19 protein-coding genes and 1 other annotated feature are annotated in these 18,265 nt (G+C 57.0%); of the genes, 12 read left to right on the top strand and 7 right to left on the bottom strand.

Annotated features, from left to right (window positions below):
- Positions 1-116: 116 nt before the first annotated feature.
- The 3 genes from ABVS15_RS04055 to ABVS15_RS04045 all read left to right on the top strand — a co-directional run bounded on the left by ABVS15_RS04055 (position 117) and on the right by ABVS15_RS04045 (position 3,843).
- Complete coding sequence (locus ABVS15_RS04055; protein ID WP_369282469.1) at positions 117-992, top strand: hypothetical protein; 876 nt, start codon at positions 117-119, stop codon at positions 990-992.
- 262 nt (positions 993-1,254) lie between these two features.
- Positions 1,255-1,494: a binding site (T-box leader), on the top strand.
- A 62-nt stretch (positions 1,495-1,556) separates the two neighbouring features.
- Positions 1,557-2,747 carry a hypothetical protein gene (locus ABVS15_RS04050; protein WP_369282468.1) on the top strand — a complete coding sequence of 397 codons (1,191 nt, stop codon included), beginning with the start codon at positions 1,557-1,559 and terminating at the stop codon, positions 2,745-2,747.
- Between the two features lie 13 nt (positions 2,748-2,760).
- The gene (locus tag ABVS15_RS04045; RefSeq protein WP_369282467.1) at positions 2,761-3,843 is read left to right on the top strand and encodes an iron-containing alcohol dehydrogenase family protein; all 1,083 of its coding nucleotides are present in this window, start codon (positions 2,761-2,763) and stop codon (positions 3,841-3,843) included.
- Between the two features lie 201 nt (positions 3,844-4,044).
- Here the strand turns inward: ABVS15_RS04045 and ABVS15_RS04040 are convergent, their stop codons facing one another.
- The 6 genes from ABVS15_RS04040 to ABVS15_RS04015 form a co-directional block, all read right to left on the bottom strand.
- Positions 4,045-4,440 carry a thioesterase family protein gene (locus tag ABVS15_RS04040; RefSeq protein WP_369282466.1) on the bottom strand — a complete coding sequence of 132 codons (396 nt, stop codon included), beginning with the start codon at positions 4,438-4,440 and terminating at the stop codon, positions 4,045-4,047.
- A gap of 166 nt (positions 4,441-4,606) precedes the next feature.
- Positions 4,607-5,677 carry a PotD/PotF family extracellular solute-binding protein gene (locus tag ABVS15_RS04035; protein ID WP_369282465.1) on the bottom strand — a complete coding sequence of 357 codons (1,071 nt, stop codon included), beginning with the start codon at positions 5,675-5,677 and terminating at the stop codon, positions 4,607-4,609.
- Between the two features lie 60 nt (positions 5,678-5,737).
- On the bottom strand, positions 5,738-6,595 hold the full coding sequence (locus tag ABVS15_RS04030) for an ABC transporter permease (RefSeq protein ID WP_369282464.1): 858 nt from the start codon (positions 6,593-6,595) through the stop codon (positions 5,738-5,740).
- On the bottom strand, positions 6,592-7,437 hold the full coding sequence (locus tag ABVS15_RS04025) for an ABC transporter permease (protein WP_369282463.1): 846 nt from the start codon (positions 7,435-7,437) through the stop codon (positions 6,592-6,594). Before ABVS15_RS04025 ends, ABVS15_RS04030 begins: the two co-directional genes overlap by 4 nt.
- A complete protein-coding gene (locus ABVS15_RS04020) occupies positions 7,427-8,623 on the bottom strand; it encodes an ABC transporter ATP-binding protein (protein ID WP_369282462.1) in 1,197 nt (398 codons plus the stop codon). Before ABVS15_RS04020 ends, ABVS15_RS04025 begins: the two co-directional genes overlap by 11 nt.
- A gap of 117 nt (positions 8,624-8,740) precedes the next feature.
- Positions 8,741-9,700 (bottom strand): RluA family pseudouridine synthase, encoded by a 960-nt coding sequence (locus ABVS15_RS04015; RefSeq protein WP_369282461.1) that lies wholly within the window; start codon positions 9,698-9,700, stop codon positions 8,741-8,743.
- 130 nt (positions 9,701-9,830) lie between these two features.
- On the opposite strand from ABVS15_RS04015, the gene ABVS15_RS04010 reads away from it, so the two are divergent.
- The 5 genes from ABVS15_RS04010 to ABVS15_RS03990 all read left to right on the top strand — a co-directional run bounded on the left by ABVS15_RS04010 (position 9,831) and on the right by ABVS15_RS03990 (position 13,911).
- On the top strand, positions 9,831-10,331 hold the full coding sequence (locus ABVS15_RS04010) for a DUF177 domain-containing protein (protein ID WP_369282460.1): 501 nt from the start codon (positions 9,831-9,833) through the stop codon (positions 10,329-10,331).
- Between the two features lie 57 nt (positions 10,332-10,388).
- Entirely contained in the window at positions 10,389-10,592 is a 204-nt protein-coding gene (rpmF, locus tag ABVS15_RS04005; protein ID WP_293010272.1) for a 50S ribosomal protein L32, read from the top strand.
- Positions 10,593-10,904: 312 nt separating this feature from the next.
- Complete coding sequence (gene der, locus ABVS15_RS04000; protein ID WP_369282459.1) at positions 10,905-12,230, top strand: ribosome biogenesis GTPase Der; 1,326 nt, start codon at positions 10,905-10,907, stop codon at positions 12,228-12,230.
- A gap of 4 nt (positions 12,231-12,234) precedes the next feature.
- Complete coding sequence (gene plsY / locus ABVS15_RS03995) at positions 12,235-12,852, top strand: glycerol-3-phosphate 1-O-acyltransferase PlsY (RefSeq protein WP_369282458.1); 618 nt, start codon at positions 12,235-12,237, stop codon at positions 12,850-12,852.
- Positions 12,853-12,909: 57 nt separating this feature from the next.
- Positions 12,910-13,911 (top strand): NAD(P)H-dependent glycerol-3-phosphate dehydrogenase, encoded by a 1,002-nt coding sequence (locus ABVS15_RS03990; RefSeq protein ID WP_369282538.1) that lies wholly within the window; start codon positions 12,910-12,912, stop codon positions 13,909-13,911.
- Between the two features lie 147 nt (positions 13,912-14,058).
- Here the strand turns inward: ABVS15_RS03990 and rpmB are convergent, their stop codons facing one another.
- The gene (gene rpmB / locus ABVS15_RS03985) at positions 14,059-14,247 is read right to left on the bottom strand and encodes a 50S ribosomal protein L28 (protein ID WP_293010275.1); all 189 of its coding nucleotides are present in this window, start codon (positions 14,245-14,247) and stop codon (positions 14,059-14,061) included.
- A 294-nt stretch (positions 14,248-14,541) separates the two neighbouring features.
- Between rpmB and hprK the strand changes: the two genes are divergently transcribed.
- From hprK to rapZ, 4 genes are read left to right on the top strand one after another with little or no spacing between them, the layout of a single operon-like run.
- Positions 14,542-15,474 (top strand): HPr(Ser) kinase/phosphatase, encoded by a 933-nt coding sequence (gene hprK, locus ABVS15_RS03980; protein WP_293010276.1) that lies wholly within the window; start codon positions 14,542-14,544, stop codon positions 15,472-15,474.
- Position 15,475: 1 nt separating this feature from the next.
- Positions 15,476-16,417 carry an ROK family protein gene (locus ABVS15_RS03975; protein WP_369282457.1) on the top strand — a complete coding sequence of 314 codons (942 nt, stop codon included), beginning with the start codon at positions 15,476-15,478 and terminating at the stop codon, positions 16,415-16,417.
- Positions 16,418-16,435: 18 nt separating this feature from the next.
- Positions 16,436-17,356 (top strand): UDP-N-acetylmuramate dehydrogenase, encoded by a 921-nt coding sequence (gene murB, locus ABVS15_RS03970; protein ID WP_369282456.1) that lies wholly within the window; start codon positions 16,436-16,438, stop codon positions 17,354-17,356.
- Between the two features lie 32 nt (positions 17,357-17,388).
- A complete protein-coding gene (gene rapZ, locus ABVS15_RS03965) occupies positions 17,389-18,249 on the top strand; it encodes an RNase adapter RapZ (RefSeq protein WP_369282455.1) in 861 nt (286 codons plus the stop codon).
- The last annotated feature ends 16 nt before the right edge of the window (positions 18,250-18,265 follow it).

Genomic DNA, 18,265 nt, shown 5'->3' with positions numbered 1-18,265 from the left:
ATATTTTAATTTTTTTATTTTTCTTTCCGATATGGCGGCTGGCATCTGTTTTGCTTCTCTTAACGTCAGATGAAATTTTCAGAATAAAGACTTTGAATCAGAAAGGATTGAAAGATATGGAGCAGAGCATAAAAGAGATCCCGTTCGGCGTGACGGCGGACGGGCAGGCGGTGCAGCTTTTCCGCATTCCTAACAACACCAATGACTACGTTGAGGTTTCCACATACGGGTGTTTTCTCAAAGGAATTTTCATTCATAATCGCCGGGGCGTTCTTCAAAATCTGCTGGATGGCTTTGAGACGCTGGCCGAGTACGAGCAGGCTCCCGCGACCATGTGGGGGATTGCCGCTGGCGCGGCTACCGGTGACTATGCGCGGCTGCTGGCCCACAAGGTCTGGAAGGTGGAGGAGCTTGGCGACAACTACGTTTTGCTGTCCTGCGCCACCTCCGCAGAGGAGAGCGGCTGCGCCATGACCGCGGGGGTCCGCATCATGTGGGTCAATTTGAATCGTCTGGTGGTGGATTTATATGTGACGCCCGAAAAACAGGCGGCAGTCAATTTCACCTGCCAGCTTCCATTCCGAATGCTGGAGGGCGGTGGGCTGGAAGGCTACGTTACGCGGACCTTCTGCCCCACGGTGCTGGTGGAAGGGGAGGTCTGTCCCATCAGCGATACGCCTTATGCCGACATGGCGTTTCAGCCTGTGGACGGGTCTTCCTTCACCTTTATTTCAGGGGACGATGAGGTAAAGCCCATGGCAGAGCTGGCCAATATTCAGGCGGGGCTTGCGGTTTCGGCCTACGGAAATCTGTCTTCTCTTTGCGTGGAGCCGCAGATGGGGTCTGTCCTCGTGCGTCAGTCCATGATGAGGGCGGTCACGCTGGGCGGGGGAGAAACCCTATCGGGGAGAGTCATTTACGGATTCGACAAGCTGCTTACAAACGAGGAGCTGGAAAACCCGGAGCCCTCCATCTTCGGCGCTTTTTGCTGACTACTAAAATGAACTGAATCCGGTTCGCTTTTAGCACGGGATTTCATAGGTGACTTAAATAGGGGCGTTTGGCAGGGCGCGGCGGGTACAATTAAATTCCCGCCGCGCCCATAAGAAATGAATAGGCATTTTATTTCGTTCCGCCTGTGCAATCCGCCTATAAAAAATCGGGATAAGCGCTGAAATTTTGTGCCGAAGCGATATTCGGTGAAAAATAAAAAGTTTTTTATTGACTTCTCACCGGGCCTTTGCTAAGATACGTTCAAACATGAAGATGTGAAGTAGTAAGCAGCATTGTCCTTTCAGAGAGTTGCCGTCTGGTGCGAGGCAACAGGGCGCAATCTGCCGAACTGGTCACGGAATGGCCGCGCCGAACACATAAGTAGGCGCGGACGGAAGCCCCCGTTATTGAAGGCAGAGGTATGTCAGTACCTCGTAAAGTGCATTCGCAAGAATGAAGAAGAGTGGTACCGCGTAAGGATTTTATCCTTTCGTCTCTTTGCTAAACCGCAAGGAGACGGAAGGATTTTTTGCGTCTTCTTGGACAGTATTTGGGAGGTCAACATGAAAACAGCAGCGACAACACCGACGGCAATTCCAAATCCCGATATGAAATCCAGAAAGAGCACGTTTTTCCTCGCCTTTTCCGTGGGCTCGGTCCTGTTCTCGGCCCACGCCGGAGGCGGCTTTGCCACCGGAAATCAGGCCAACACCTATTACGTGGGCCTTGGCTGGCTGGGCCCCGTGGCCGCCATCCTGGCGGTGCTCCTCATGTCCTTGACTATGCGGGAGGCCATGTTCTTCTACAATTCCCGGAACCTCAAATCCTACAAAGAGCTGTTTGAGGCCATTTTCAGCCCCTTCAAAAAGATTGAATGGCTTTTCGAGGTGTTTTTCTACATCATGGTGGTCATGGCCATTGCCGCCGCCATTTCGGGAGCGGCCTCGGCGCTGAACGCTTACTTTGGGATTCCCTATGCCCTCAGCGTCATGGCGGTGGGCGTACTGGTGCTGACGCTTACCATTTTCGGAGCGAATCTGGTTCGTCTGGCCTCTACCTATATGGGCATGGCCATTCTGGTCACTGCCATCAGCATCTACGCTATCGGCATTACCAAGGGGGAGAGCGTTTCCGCCGTGATGTCCGCCAGCTTCCAAAGCACCGGCTTTTCCATGCTTCCCAAGGCGATTTTGAACGCCTTCGTCTACGCGGGTTTCCAGTGTGTCACGCTGCCCACTATGCTGGCCTGCGGCAAGCCGCTTTCAGATAAGCGGGGCTGCAACAAATCCATGAACATCGCCTTCGTCATGAATGCCGCCGCTTTGACCCTGTCGGTTTTCATGCTGCTGTCCTGGCAGGGGTTTTATACCGCTGCGGAGGGCGGGACCGTCATTCCTACGCTCACCGTCTGCCGCGAGATCGGCATTCCGTGGCTCACAGTGGCCTATGCCGCCTGCCTGCTGCTGTGCCTGATTTCCACCGGCGTCACCACCACCTTCGGGTTTGTGGCAAAGTTTGAAAATGTCTCTGTTTTCAAGGGCATTCAAAATCCTGCGATAAAGAACGGCATTATCGCCGCGTCCATCATCGCCGTGTCCATGGGCATCTCCTTCGCGGGGTTGACCAACATCATCAAATACGGCTATGGATACTGCGGGTATCTTGGCATTGCGGTGGTCATCATCCCCATGCTGACTGTGGGAATCTACAAAAACCGCAAATTCCTGGCGGAAAATCCGGGCTATAAGGGTTAAGGAGAGATAAAAAATGGAAAGAACATTCATTCCAAGCTATACCATTGGCGCAGATGCGTATGATGGCATTTCCGCCGTCTGCGCCGCCTACGGCACAAAGGCGGTGATGATCGGGGGAAAAAAGGCCATGGCGGCGGCGCAGGAGAAAATTATTTCCGCGCTGAAGGGTTCCTCTGTGGAGGTTGTCCGCTGCCTGTGGAACGGGGGAGAGGCCTCTGTTGAAAATATTGAACGCCTCACCCCCGACACGGAGGACGCGGACATGATTTTCGCCGTGGGCGGCGGAAAGGCCATCGACACCGCCAAGGTGCTGGCCCAGCGGGCAGGGAAGCCCTTCTTCACCTTCCCCACCATCGCCTCCACCTGCGCGGCATATACCAGCCTCGGCATTCTCTACCATCCGGACGGAAGCCTGCGGGAATACTCTTTCTCCAAGGTCCCGGCAAACCATGTGTTCATCAACACCCAGATTATCGCGGAGGCCCCCGTCAAATATCTTTGGGCCGGAATTGGAGACACCATGGCGAAGCACTATGAGTGCACCGTCTCCTCCCGGGGGCACACGCCCCGCCACTCCGACGGTATGGGCATCGCCCTGAGCACCATGTGCGCAAAGCCCCTGAAAATTTTCGGAAAGCAGGCGCTTAATGACTGCGAAGCAAACACCGTGACCCCCGACCTGACGGAGACAGTGCTTGGCATCATCGTTTCCACCGGCATGGTTTCCAACTTTGTGCAGGTGGACTACACCACGGGCCTTGCCCACGCGGTGTACAACGGCTTTACGATTCTGCCCTCCACAGAGGAGTTTCACCATCTCCACGGCGAGGTGGTGGCCTATGGAATTCTGGTGCTGCTCACCGTTGACAAGCAGTATGAGGAGCGGGACGAGGTGTTTCGGTTCAGCAAATCCATCGGTTTGCCCACAAAGCTTGCAGATATCCATGCCACGGAGGACGACCTGCAAAAGGTGGCAGACAAGGCCCTGAAGGGCATTGACGTGCGAGTCTATCCCTATGAGGTGACCGACGCGACGATTATCAACGGCATCCGGGAACTGGAAGAGTACAACCGTGAGCAGGAGCAGGGCCGATAAAGGAAGCTGCCCCGGTGCCGGCAGGGATTGTGAGGAAACGCCACCCACCTATCCATCCGCTGACCTGACTGCTGTGCTGCAAGACTGTCCACGTCAGGGGGGCGGTGCAGATTCCTGAAAGGGAAATTCCACAGCGGGGCGGGGTATAAAAAGACAAAAAATCCGCCCCGCCGAATTTCGGCGGGGCGGAGAGGACGGCTCTCAGCCGCCCAACTTGGCGTTGCACTTTGCGAGGAATCGGGCGTTGTCGATGACGGCGCGGGTGTGGGTTCCTTTTCCAATGGGGCCTTTTTCGTCCCAGGCCGTGACCTTGAAGTCCACCATTTTTCCGTTTTCGGAAATGGCGGTGACTTCGGCCTCCGCCCAGACCTTCATGCCCACGGGGGTGGGCCCGTCGTGGCTGATTTCAAGACGGATGCCGACGCTGCCCTTGCCCTCTTCAAGACCCTGCTGCAAGCAGTTGAGGGCTGCGGTTTCCATCAGGGCCACCATAAACGGCGTGCCAAACACCGGCAGCGCGCCGGACCCGGCGGCGGAAGCGGTCAGCGCGTCCGTGACCACCTGCTCTCGGCGGTAGGTTGTTCCGATTGTTACCATTTTTGCATTCTCCTTTGTGTGTTGAATTGTGTGTGTTCATTATACCGATAAGCCCTTTGCCTTACAAGGGCAAAAACGAAAAAACCGGATGGGACCGGATTTTTTGGAGAATGCAGGCGGCGGGGAAACCGGATCCCGGTTTCCCCGCCGCTTTAAAATGATCATTTTAGGCTTTCAACCGCAGCCACTCGGAGTCGTAGAGCTTCAACGTGGCCTCGGGCAAATTCAAAAACGCCTCGCAGCCTGCCAGCACCTCGTCGGAAGGATAAGCAACCGGGTCGGCGGTGATTTCCGCGTCCAGCGCTTCCTTAACGCTCATCAGCGGAGTGGAATAGCCGATGGCCTCGCAGTTGGCGACGCCCACCTCGGTGGAGCACATGAAGTTGATGAACTTCTCCGCGTTCTCCTGATTGGCGGCGCCCACGGGGATGCACATGGCGTCGGTGAAGATATTGGTCCCCTCGGAGGGAAGTACGAAGGCAAGGTCCTCGTTGTTGTCGTGCATGGAAAGGTAGTCTCCTGCGTAATACACGCCCATGGCGGCTTCGCCGCCCTCCAGCTTGTCAAAAATCTCATCCATGACATAGGCCTGAACGATGCCGTCCTTCTTCTGCTGAATCAGAAGGTCTGTGGCTTCGGCAATCTGGGCGGGGTCGGTAGTGTTGTAAGAGTAGCCAAGGGTTTTCAGTGCCACGCCGATGGCGTCCCGGGAGTTGTTGATCATCAAAACCTGTCCCGCGTATTTTGCGTCAAACAGAGCACGCCAGCTGGTGATAGCCTCGTTCACCATGGACGTATTGTAAATGATGCCCACGGTGCCCCACATATAGGGGACGGAGTAGGTGCTCTCCGGGTCATAGGCGGGGTTTAAAAAGTTGGGGTCCACGTCCGCCGCGTTGGGAATGTTGTCAAAGTTCAGCGGCAGGAGCATCTCCTCGGCAATCAGGCGGGAGATCATATAGTCGGAAGGGATGATTACGTCATAGGAGTCTCCCTGCTTCAGGTTGGCATACAGCGTTTCGTTGTCGGGGCAAACGGTGTAGTTCACCTTGATGCCGGTATCTTCCTGGAATTTTTCAATCACGTCCAGCGTCTCGTCCTGTCCGTCGGAGATATACTCACCCCAGTTGAGAACGTTAATCTCGCCGTTGGGATATTTGCCGGCGGAGCCGCCGCAGGCGGTGAGCAGGGGGCAGACCATAAGGGCCGCCAAAGCCAGAGAGAGGATCTTTTTCAATTCTTCATATTCTCCTTTGCAATTGTAGTATGTGAGCAAACGGCGCAATGCGCCGGAGCTTCAGGTTTTCGGAGTCAGTGCGGCGCGCTGGCGCCGCATGGCGGAATTCTGCCGGGTTTGACGTAGGTTCACGATCACCAGCAGCGCCAGCACCGAAATAAATAAAAGCGTGGAAATGGCGTTGATTTCCGGACTGATTTTCCGCCTAGCCATGGAGTAAACCTCCATCGCAAGGGTAGAAACCTTGTTGCCCGCTGTAAAATAGGAAATCACGAAGTCGTCCACCGACATGGTGAAGGCGATAATGGTCCCGTTGACGATGCCGGGCATCAGGTCGGGCAGGATGACCTTGCGGAAGGCGTAAAAGCCCCGGGCGCCCAAATCCTGCGCCGCTTCGTAGATATGGGGGTCCAATTGCCGCAAGCGGGGCATGACGGAGAGAATCACATAGGGGATATCGAAGGTCACGTGGGCGATCAGCATGGTGCCAAAGCCCTTGGCCAGCGTGATGCCCGCAGCCTTGCCGATAGTGGCGTTGAACGCGCCGATGGCCAGCATGAACAAAAGGGACAACGACACGCCGGTGACGATATCCGCGTTAGTCAGGGGAATGTTGTTAATGGACATCAACGTGTGGCGGCTGCGCCGCTTCATAGCCGCGAAGCCCATGGCTGCCGCGGTCCCCGCCACCATGGCGATGAGAGAGGCCAAAACGCTCACCAGCAGCGTGGTGCGCAGGGCGCTGAGAATCGCGTCATCCTGAAACAGGCGGACGTACCATTGCAGGGAAAATCCTCCCCACACTGTCCGGCTTTTCGTGGCGTTGAAGGAAAAGAAAATCAGCACGAAAATCGGCGCGTAGAGAAACACAAAGGTCAGCGCAAGAAGCAGACGGTTGCCAAAATGGTTTTTTCTCACAGCAGCATCGCCTCCTCCTCGCCCTCGCCGAAGCGGTTCATCACGGCCATGGAGATCAGCACAATGGCCATCATTACAAGGGAGATGGCGGAGCCGAGATAGGGATTGTACGACCCGCCCAGAAACTGTGTTTCAATCAGGTCGCCCAGCAGTGTCACCATGCCGCCGCCAAGCAGGCGGGAGATGGCAAAGGTGGCAACTGAGGGGACAAATACCATCGTCACGCCGGAGAGAATCCCGGGGACCGACAGAGGAAAAATCAGCCTGCGGAAGACGACGGCGCTGCTTGCGCCCAAGTCCTGCGCTGCCTCAATCAGCCGGGGATCAATTTTTTCAATTACCGTGAAAATGGGCAGAATCATAAAGGGCAGGTAGTTATACACCATGCCCAGCACGATGGCCCCGCGGGTATTGATCATGGGGAAATAGGTGAAATCCGTCCCGAACAGGCCATTTACCAGAGCAATCAGGCCGATTTTCTGGAACAGGGTGTTTAAAAGCCCTGTGTTTTCCAAAATGGACATCCAGGAGTAGGTTTGGAGCAGAAAGTTCATCCACATGGGGAGCATAATCACAATTGTTGCGATGCGTCGCAGGCCGGGGCCTTCCCGGGCCAGGAACCAGGCCACGGGATAGCCGATCAGAATGCAGATCAGCGTAGCGATGGCCGCCAGCAGAAAGGATCGGCCAAACACGGCGGCATAGGTCCCCATAGCGCGGAAGTTTTCCAGCGTAAAGCTGGAACCATTATGAAAGGCGTAAATCAGCACCAGAATCAAAGGTGCCACCACGAAAATCGCCATCCATGCCACATACGGCATGGCCAGCCCCTTATTCCTCATGGCCGCCGCCCTCCGGGGAATCCTCCTCCTCGTCCAGCGCCTCCGCGTCGGACAGCTCGTCGTATTCCTCACTGTAAGAGCTGTAATCACCGAATTTTCCGGAGTACGCGCTCTTTTTCATAATGTGGAACCCCTCCGGGTCGATTTTCACGCCGATTTTCGCGCCGACAGGGGAGTGGTCCGTGGTTTGAATCAGCCATTTGAAGCCGCGGAAATCCACGATGATGTCATACTGCATTCCCTTGAAGGTCACGTTGGTGACGGTGCCTACAATCTGGCCCTGCTCCACGGGAACAATGTCGATATCCTCCGGCCGGACCACCACGTCTACCGGCTCGTTCGGTGCAAAGCCCCCGTCCACGCAGGGGAAGGTCTTGCCGTACAGCTTTACCAAATTGTCTTCCAGCATCATGCCGTCGATAATGTTGGATTCGCCGATAAAGTCCGCCACAAAGGCGTTTTTCGGCTCGTTATAGATGTCCTCCGGCGTGCCGATCTGCTGAATGGAGCCCTTGTCCATCACCACGATGGTGTCGGACATGGTGAGGGCCTCCTCCTGATCGTGGGTAACATATATAAAGGTAATGCCCACTTGCTGCTGAATCTTTTTCAGCTCGATCTGCATGTCCTTGCGCAGCTTCAAATCCAGCGCGCCCAGAGGCTCGTCCAAAAGCAGCACCTTGGGCCGGTTCACCAGCGCCCGGGCGATGGCAACCCGCTGTTGCTGGCCGCCGGAAAGGGCGTCCGGCTTGCGGTGTTCAAAGCCAAGGAGGCTGACGGTTTCCAGCATTTCCAGAACCTGCCGCTTGATTTCCGTCTCCGAGAGCTTCACCGTCCGCTTGCCGGAGGGGTCCGCAGGGTCGGGAACGCGTTTCATCCGCAGCCCAAAGGCCACGTTTTCAAATACGTTCATGTTGGGAAACAGGGCGTATTTCTGGAACACCGTGTTAATTTGCCGCTGATAGGGCGGAACGTCATTAATCCTCACACCGTCGAACAGGACATCTCCCGACGTTGGCGTCGTGAAACCCCCGATGATACGCAGCGTCGTGGTCTTGCCACAGCCGCTGGGTCCAAGCAGTGTGAGGAATTCTTTGTCATTGATGTAGAGATTTAAGTGATCGAGAACAAGCTCGTCGTCAAACGCCATGCAGAGATCTCGCAGGCGAATCAACTCTTTGGACATTTATCCTCCCCCGTTTCTACAATTGATAGAATAAAAACGCCTCTTTTCTCTGTTGAGGGGGAACCTTTCTCGTTGAAATTCGGCAATTACAAACTATATCGAAAAGGCGCTGAAAAGTCAAGGAAAATAGCGATTTTTGAATGGAATATTTTCTACCCGCAAAACCTTGCCCCGCAAGTACTCGAGAATTCCTGCGTCCGACTGAAAATCAAACGCCAACTGATAGGACCAAAGGCACTGCTTCTGCTCTCCATAGCGCCGGTTGATCTCGCCCCGTCCATATTTGCCGTCCCCCAGCAAGGGACAGCCAATTTCCGCCATGGAGACGCGGATTTGATGGGTTCTGCCTGTCAAAAGCTCGCACTCCACAAGAGCCAGCTCGCCCTTCTTCTGCAAGGTTTTATAATAGGTAACGGCGCTGCGCCCCCCGGGGATGGGATGACGGTAGAAGGAAACCTCTTTTTTTCGCTCATCCTTTAAAAGAAAGCCTTCGATTTTCCCGGAAGACGGCCTGGGATTTCCCACCGCCACGCATAGATAAGTCTTGCGCAGCTCGTGGGTGCGGATTTTGTCATTGGTAATCCGCAGCGTCTCCGCGTTTTTTGCGGCGATGACGATGCCGCCGGTGTTGCGGTCGATGCGGTTACAAAGGGCCGGGGCGAAGGAATTTTCCGCCGCCGGGTCCCACTCGTGCTGCTGATAAAGGTATGCCTGAATGTGGTGGACCAGCGTGTTCACCTTTTCCGTTTCATCGGCGTGGACCACAAGGCCCGGGCGCTTGTTCACGAGCAGGAGGTTTTCGTCCTCATATATTATGTCGAGCTGGGGCCGGAACGCGGCAAGAAACTTGTCCTCCTCCGTGTCCAGCTCCTGAAAAAATTCGTCGTTGACGTACATCTGCACGATATCGCCCAACTCCAGCCGGACCTCCCGCTTTGCGCCTTTGCCGTTGACCTTCACCCGCTTGAGCCGGATATATTTCTGCACCAGAGCGGGGGGCAGAGTGGGTGCGGCCTTGGCTGTGAACCGGTCCAGCCGCTGTCCGGCATCATTTTTGTTGATGGTAAATTCCCGCATAGGACCCTCCAAATATCGGTATAGGCACATTGTAGCCGATTTTGGGAAAAAAGCAAGGAAATCCGAAAAAGTATTTGACAAGTCTTAGAATATCCATTATAATACTGCTCGTGTCATTGCGAGGTGTGCTATGCGTTTAGACCTAAAACCCATTCTGAATTTCCCCGGAAAATCTCTGGATTTTCAATTTTCCATGGACCTGTCCGACGCGGAACTGAACGGTCAGTATCCCGTGGGGGAGCCGGTTTCGGTGGAAGGGGCCGTGCGCAACAGCGCGGGGGCGCTGGAGCTTTCCATGACTGCCTCCACCACGCTGGACGCCGTCTGTGACCGCTGCACGAAGCCTGTCCGGGTTCCCAAGGAAGTGGAGTTCTCCTGCCTGCTGGCGGAGGAGCTGGAAAACGGGGAAAACGACGAGATCGTTTTGCTGGAAAACGGCGAGGTGGATGTGGGCGAGTTGGCCCGCACCGCGTTCATTCTTGAGATGGACGCCAAATTTTTGTGTTCTGAAGATTGCAAAGGACTTTGCTCCCGTTGCGGCGCCGACCTGAACCTCGGTCCCTGCGGCTGCAAGAAGGACGCGGACCCGCGTTTTGCGGCCCTTGCAAAGCTTTTGGAGAGCAACCAATAAATATGTAACCAGAGCGGAGCGGTCAAGGCCCCCCGCTGATCTGAAGGAGGTGTCATCATGGCAGTACCCAAGACAAAAGTATCCAAGGCAAGACGGGATAAGCGCCGCAGCTCCACGTGGAAGCTGGCGACCCCCGGCCTCGTTGCCTGTTCCAAATGCGGTGCTCTGCACCTGCCTCACAGAATGTGCAAGGAGTGCGGCACTTACAACGGCCGGACCATCAAGGTCGTCAAGTCCGCGGCCGTGAACGCTGCGAAATAAGGTTTGCATCATAAATGGGGAGGAAAGAGTGCGCTCTTTCCTCCTTATTTTGTGTCCGGCGAGGGATTGACCGCGCCGGTGGATTTGCTGTGCGCTGTTGGCGGAAATCAAAACGCTGTACTTTTTTGATATGTATGGTATGATTAGCTTGAAAATGAGAATTTTACCATAGTATCTTTGCGGACGCCAGCGTTTCCGTTTTGTGCGCCGGACTGGCTGTTATGCCATCTGAATTGATCGAAAACGGAAATGAAAACATTGCTTGTTTTGCCCGGCTTTTGGGCATGAATATATAGAAACGGGAGGTAACCCATGAAACCCATTGTTGCCATTGTGGGCCGGCCCAATGTGGGCAAGTCCATGCTGTTCAATAAACTCATCGGCCGTCGGCTCTCCATTGTGGAGGACACGCCGGGGGTCACCCGCGACCGGGTCTACGGTGAGACTGACTGGAACGGCCGCACCTTTACACTGATTGACACCGGCGGCATTGAGCCCCGGACGGACGACCAGATTCTCACCTTCATGCGCCAGCAGGCGCAGCTTGCCATCGACCATGCCACAGTCATCGTCTTTTTAACGGACGTGAAGACCGGACTTACCGCCTCGGACCACGAGGTGGCGAATATGCTGCTCAAAAGCGGTAAGCCCATCGTTTTGGCGGTGAATAAGATGGACTCTACCGGCGCTATGAACCCGGACTTTTACGAGTTCTATAATCTGGGAATGGGCGACCCCGTTGCCGTCTCCGCGGTTCACGGCCACGGCACCGGCGACCTGTTGGACGCCTGTGTAGCTCATTTCTCTCCCGAGGAGGAAGAGGAGGAGGGGGCCGACGCCATCAAGGTGGCGCTGATCGGCAAGCCCAACGTGGGGAAGTCCTCTCTCTTGAACCGGATTCTTGGGGAGGAGCGGAGCATCGTCAGCGATGTGGCGGGCACCACGCGGGACGCCATTGACTCTCCCTTTGAAAACGAGCAGGGGAAATTCCTGTTCATCGACACGGCGGGCATGCGGAAAAGGTCCAAGGTGGAGGAGGACATCGAGCGGTACAGCGTTTTGCGGGCCACCATGGCTATTGAGCGCAGCGACGTGTGCCTGATCCTCATTGACGGACGGGAAGGCGTAACCGAGCAGGACACCAAGGTGGCGGGTCTTGCCCACGAGGCGGGAAAAGCCGCTGTCATCGTGGTGAATAAGTGGGACCTTGTGGACAAGGACGACAAGACTATGGACCGTCTCACCGCTGACATCCGGCGGGATTTGGGCTATATGACCTACGCCCCGATTCTGTTCATCTCCGCCCTGACGGGGCAGCGAGTGAACAAGCTCTTCGAGATGATTGTGGCCGTGAGCAATCAGGCGTCCCTGCGGATTACTACGGGCATGCTAAATAACGTCCTTGCGGACGCGCAGACCCGGGTGCAGCCCCCCTCCGACAAAGGCCGCCGCCTGAAAATCTACTATATGACGCAGGTGGGTATCCGTCCGCCCCACTTTGTGGTGTTCTGCAACGATGCAAGCTTATTCCATTTTTCCTATCAGCGGTATCTGGAAAATCAAATCCGCGCCGTATTCGGACTGACGGGGACGCCCATCATCCTCTCCATCCGGCAAAAGGGCGACAGGGAGGAATGACGCGATGGCAAGCTATGTGTTGGCTGCGGTAATCGCTTATTTTCTGGGCTGCTTTAACGGCGCGGTGATCGTCTCCAAGTATATTCTGAAGGACGATATCCGTACCCATGGCAGCGGCAACGCGGGCCTGACCAATTTTTACCGCACCTTTGGGGGGGCGCTGACCTTCGTCGTCATTCTGACGGACGTACTCAAGGCGGTGCTTGCCGTGCTGATCGGCAGCTGGCTCTTTGTGCACTTTCAGGCGCAGACGGCGCTGTTCGGCAAGTATTATGCGGGCCTGTTCTGCCTGATCGGACATATGTTTCCCTGCATGTTCCACTTTAAGGGTGGCAAGGGCATCCTTTCCGGCGGTACGGTGGCCATTATGATCGACTGGCGGCTGGCGCTGATTGCCTGGGGCGCGTTTCTTTTGATGACGGCGCTGACGCGGTATGTCTCTCTCGGCTCTGTCTGTGCCGCCGCCGCCTTCCCCACGGTTACGATTTTTTTATATCAGGATTTAGTGCTGACAATTCTGAGCGCGGCCATCGGCGGGCTGATTCTCTACATGCATCGGGCCAACATCCGACGGCTGCTTCGGGGCGAGGAGAGCAAGTTCAGCTTCCATCGAAAGGAATAACGGGCAGTTCAAAGGGGCTTTGCCCCGGAAAATTTCCACAGAAAGCGGGATTTGGATATGAAGGCAGTGGTTTTAGGCAGCGGCGGCTGGGGCACGGCTCTGGCCATGGTGCTGTGCGATAACGGGCACGACGTAACTCTCTGGTCCCACAGCCCGGGAAAAGCGGAGCTGATGGCGGGGAATCGGAAGAATCCGGCGCTGCCTGACGCGGAGCTTCCCGCTGCGCTGAAATTCAGCGGAGAGATCCGCTGCGTGGAGGGAGCGGAAATTGTGGTGTCCGCTTCGCCGTCCTATGCCGTGCGGAGCAATCTTCGCCCCGCCGCGCCGTTTTTGAAGGAGGGCACGGTGCTGGTCAGCGTGTCCAAGGGCATTGAGCGGGACACCAACCTGCGCATGAGCCAGCTTGTGCGGGAGGAAACGGGGGACCTCTTCCCCGTGACGGCCCTGTCCGGCCCCTCCCACGCGGAGGAGGTGAGCCTTCGCCTGCCCACCGGCTGCGTGGCGGCGGGGGAGAACGGCGAGGCCGTGAAGCTGGTGCAGGACGCGTTTATGAACCGGAATTTCCGTGTGTATACCAGCCCGGACATTGTGGGCGTGGAGCTGGGCGGCGCGCTGAAAAACGTGGTGGCCCTGAGCTGCGGCATCTGCGACGGAATGGGCTATCAGGACAATACCAAGGCTCTTTTAATGACCCGGGCCATGGCGGAAATCGCCCGGCTGGGCGAGACGCTGGGCGGGCATCGTCAGACCTTCGCGGGCCTTGCGGGGATGGGGGATTTGATTGTCACCTGCACCTCCATGCACTCCCGAAACCGCCGGGCGGGCATCCTTATCGGACAGGGAAAGACTGCGCAGGAGGCCATGGAAGAGGTGGGCGCAGTGGTAGAGGGCTATTACGCCGCGGAAAGCGTCCATCAACTAAGCCTGAAGGCGGGGGTGGAAATGCCTATCTGCGCCTGTGCCTATCAGGTGCTTTACCGAGGCAGGGCTGTCCGGGACGTAGTGGCGGAGCTGATGGGGCGCTCTAAAAAAGACGAACTGGGCTACGACTGGATGTAAGCAATATTTTTTAATGCGGATTGAAATGGATTTGTGCTGGGCTTTGCGCCCCAACGCCCGCTCTTGGCGGATGTTGGGGCGCGCGTTCCGTTGCGGCAGACATAAAAATAACTCCCGAACCACTTGGCTCGGGAGCTAATTCTCATATCAGACCGCTCTGGTAACTTTGCCGGAACGCAGACACCGGGTACAAACATATACATGGCGCGGCGTACCGTTCACAACTGCTTTGACACGCTTTACGTTGGGCTTCCAGGGACGATTGGAACGTCTGTGGGAGTGAGACACCTGAATCCCGAAGGTGACACCCTTATCGCAAAATTCGCACTTAGCCATCCGTTGCACCTCCTTGCTGTTGGGAAATCAAACCTGCTTTTCACAGGCACAAACGATATTTTAACAGATGAAAACATAAAAAGCAAGGGGAAATCTTAAAAAATATTCAAAAATATTAAAGAGGGGTGGGCGGGGTGAAACAGTTGCGAAAAATAAGAGCATACGTTATAATAATAACCAAAAAGCGGTTATGATAAAAATACCAATTCATGCCGCAGCGGCGCTGTGCGTCTGCGAACTGAAAACACCGCAGGGCGGCAGGCAAAAGGCCGCCCCGGAAGGAGACTGGCGCTTATGACGGCGAACGGACTGAAAATGACAGAGTTTGCGGCTGCCTTTGATTTGCAGCTACTCAATCGGGGGAGCGATTATGAGGAGGCGGTTCTTACCATCACGGACGTAAACCGGCCGGGGCTTCAGTTTTTGGGATTTTATGATTATTTTGATCCCCGCCGCCTTCAGGTGATCGGCAAGGCGGAGGTCATGTATTTAAAGGGGCTGAACGCACAGGAGCGGAAAAAGGCTTTTGACGACCTGTTTCTCTACGATATCCCGGCGCTGGTGGTCTCCCGGAATCTGGATTGCTTTCCCGAGTGTCTTGAAAGCGCCCGGGAATACGAGCGGACGCTGCTGCGCACCTCGGAAACCACTGTGGAGTTCACCTCCCACGCCATTGAATTTCTCAATCGCCGGCTGGCCCCCTGCATAGGGCGGCATGGCGTGTTAATGGATGTGTACGGCGAGGGGATTCTCCTTACCGGGGACTCCGGAATCGGAAAGAGCGAGACGGCCATCGAGCTGATTATGCGGGGCCACCGGTTGGTGGCGGACGACTCTGTGGATATTCGGCGCATCTCCAACGAGCTGATTGGGACGGCGCCGGAGATGATCCGGCATTACATTGAACTGCGGGGCATCGGCGTAATCGACGTGCGGCAGCTGTTTGGAATGCGGGCCATCAAGGAAGAGGCCCAGATTGATTTGGTGGTGGAACTGGAGCAGTGGGACAGCAGCCGGGTTTACGACCGGCTGGGGCTGGAGGATCACTATTTGGAAATTCTGGATTTGCAGGTGCCCTGCGTCAACATCCCCGTACGGCCCGGACGGAACCTGGCCAGCATCGTGGAGGTGGCCGCCATGAACAACCGCCACCGCCGCTTTGGCTACAACGCCGCAGAGGAACTGGTCCGGCGGGTAGACGAACGTGCGGATCGGGGAGCGCAGTAAGATGTACGTTGGTCTGGACGTGGGCGGCACGAACCTGCGGGCCGGTCTTGTGGACGAAGCGGGCCGCCTGCTGGCGGTACGGAAAATTCCGCTGGGCGAATTTCGGGGAGCGGAGCCTTTTGCAAAAACACTTGCGTCCCTTGCCGCCCAGGCGGCCCGGGACGGGGGCATATCCCCGGAGCGCCTTGAATACGTGGGCATGGGCATTCCCGGTGCGGCGGCAAAGGGAGAGGTGCTTTACACCTGCAATATTCCCATGAAAAACGTCCCCCTTGCGCGACTGTTTAGAAACTATCTGGATGTTCCCGTGCTGCTGGAGAACGACGCCAACTGCGCCGCCGTGGGCGAATATTTTTGCGGGGCGGGACGGGGAACGAAAAACTTTGCCATGGTGACCCTTGGAACCGGCATCGGGGGAGGCTTTATTCTGAACGGAAAGCTCTACTCTGCCGGAGGAATGGCCGGCGAGGTGGGGCATATGGTAGTGGAGAAGGGCGGCGTGCCCTGCGCCTGCGGGCGGCGGGGCTGCTGGGAGGCCTATGCTTCCGCCACGGGCCTAATCCGCATGACGAGAGAAGCCATGGAACGGGACAAAACCAGTCGTTTGTGGGAGGAATCCGGCGGCGGGACCGCCATCACCGGCAGGACGGCCTTTGCGGCGGCCCTGCGGGGGGACGAGACGGCGAAGGCGCTGTGCGGGACCTTTGTTGCGTATCTGGCGGCGGGGGTTGTAAACCTTTTGAACATTTTCCAGCCGGAGGTGCTTGCCATCGGCGGCGGAATCGGAGAGGCGGAGGAGGGGCTGTTGCTTGCTCCTCTGCGGGAAATTGCGGACCGGGAGAGCTATGCCGCCCGCTGTGGCGGAAAAGTATCGGTGGTCCGGGCCGCGCTTGGCGGCGACGCGGGAATGATCGGCGCGGCGCTGCTGGGGCGGATAATCTGAATTTTGAGGGGGAGCCGTATGGATTGGGCGGAGGAGCTGGACAAATGGGCGGCAGACTATCTGCCGGACCTTTCAATGAAAACCGATGAGGCCATGAGCCGCCACACTTCCTTTCACGTCGGCGGACCGGCAAGACGCATGGCCTTTCCCCGCAGCGGGGAGCAGGTGGTGCTGCTGACGGACTTTGCCCGAAGCTGCGGCGCACGGCCGCTGGTGATGGGAAACGGAACAAATCTGCTGGTGCCCGACGAGGGGCTGGACCGGCTGGTGATTGATACCACCGCCGGGCTGAATCGACTGGAGCCGGGAGAGGGAGAAAACGAGCTGAGGGCTGAGGCCGGAGCGTCTCTAGCGCGGTTGGCGGATTTTGCCCAAAAGCGGGGCCTTACAGGACTGGAATTTGCCCACGGTATTCCCGGTGCGGTAGGGGGTGCCCTGTGTATGAACGCCGGGGCCTACGGCGGGGAGATGAAGCAGGTGGTGGCCGGGGCTTCCCTGCTGGACCCGGAGGAGGGCGTGAAGTACCTCTCGGCGGAGGAAATGAGCTTTGGCTATCGCCGCAGTGTGCTGACCGACCACCCGGACTGGGTGGTTTTATATGCCGTCTTCCGCCTGACACCCGGCGACCCGGTCCAAATCCGGGCGAGGATGGACGACTTGAAAGCAAGGCGCAGGGCAAGCCAGCCCTTGGAGCTGCCCAGCGCGGGCAGTACCTTCAAGCGCCCGGTGGGCGCCTATGCAGGGACCCTGATCGACCAATGCGGACTGAAAGGGCTGCGGGTAGGCGGCGCGCAGGTAAGCGAGAAGCACGCGGGCTTTGTGGTCAACCGGGGCGGGGCTACCTTTGCCGATGTGACGGAGCTGATTCGCCAGATTCAGCAGCGGGTGGAGGAACTTTCCGGCATCCGGCTGGAGCCGGAGGTCAAAATCGTGCGGTGAGCGCCGCGCGGGAGAGAGAAGCGGGTGATTGCATGGAAATTTTGATTATTTCCGGTCTGTCCGGGGCCGGAAAGAGCAAGGCCGCCTCCTTTTTGGAGGATTTGGGCTTTTATATCGTGGACAATATGCCCGCGGCGATGATTCTGAAATTTGCGGAGTTCTGCGCCGGGGGCAACGGACGGTATGACCGGGTGGCGCTGGTGTACGATGTGCGGACATCGGATTCCTTCACGGAGCTGTTCGACGTGTTGGAAAAGCTGCGGGGCATGGGCGGCGTGTGCCGGATGCTGTTTTTACAGGCCTCGCCGGAGACGGTGATCAAGCGGTATAAGGAGACGCGCCGCCGCCATCCGCTCAGCGGCGGGACGGATACTCTGGAGGAGGCTGTCCGCCGGGAGATCGAGGTGATGAGCCCCGTGAAGGAGCAGGCGGACTATGTAATCGACACCAGCAGCCTGTCCACCGCGCAGCTTCGGGCGGAGCTGTTGCGCCTTTTCAGCGAAAAGGACGAGAAGACGGGCATGACTGTGGCGGTGACCTCCTTCGGCTTTAAGTATGGCCTGCCGCTGGAGGCCGATCTGGTACTGGACGTGCGGTTTTTGCCAAACCCGTTTTATATCGAGGAGCTGCGGGAAAAAACGGGACTGGACAAGGATGTGTCTGGCTATGTGTTCTCCTTCCGTCAGGCGCGGGAATTTCTCGACAAGCTCAAGGATTTGCTGGCGCTGACGCTGCCGCTGTACGCCGAGGAGGGGAAAACCAGCCTCACCGTGTCGGTGGGCTGCACCGGCGGACGACACCGCTCCGTGGCCGTGGCCCATGCGCTGACAGGCTATATCCGTCAGCTGGGCTACCCCGTGACGGAGTATCACCGGGACATGCCCAAGGGCTGACAGGCCCGGGGGCGAA

The sequence above is a fragment of the Oscillibacter sp. GMB15532 genome (genome assembly GCF_041020825.1).
Classification (GTDB): domain Bacteria; phylum Bacillota; class Clostridia; order Oscillospirales; family Oscillospiraceae; genus Oscillibacter.
The sequence above is the reverse complement of the archived record's forward strand: the minus strand, read 5'-3'. Positions and strand labels throughout refer to the sequence as shown.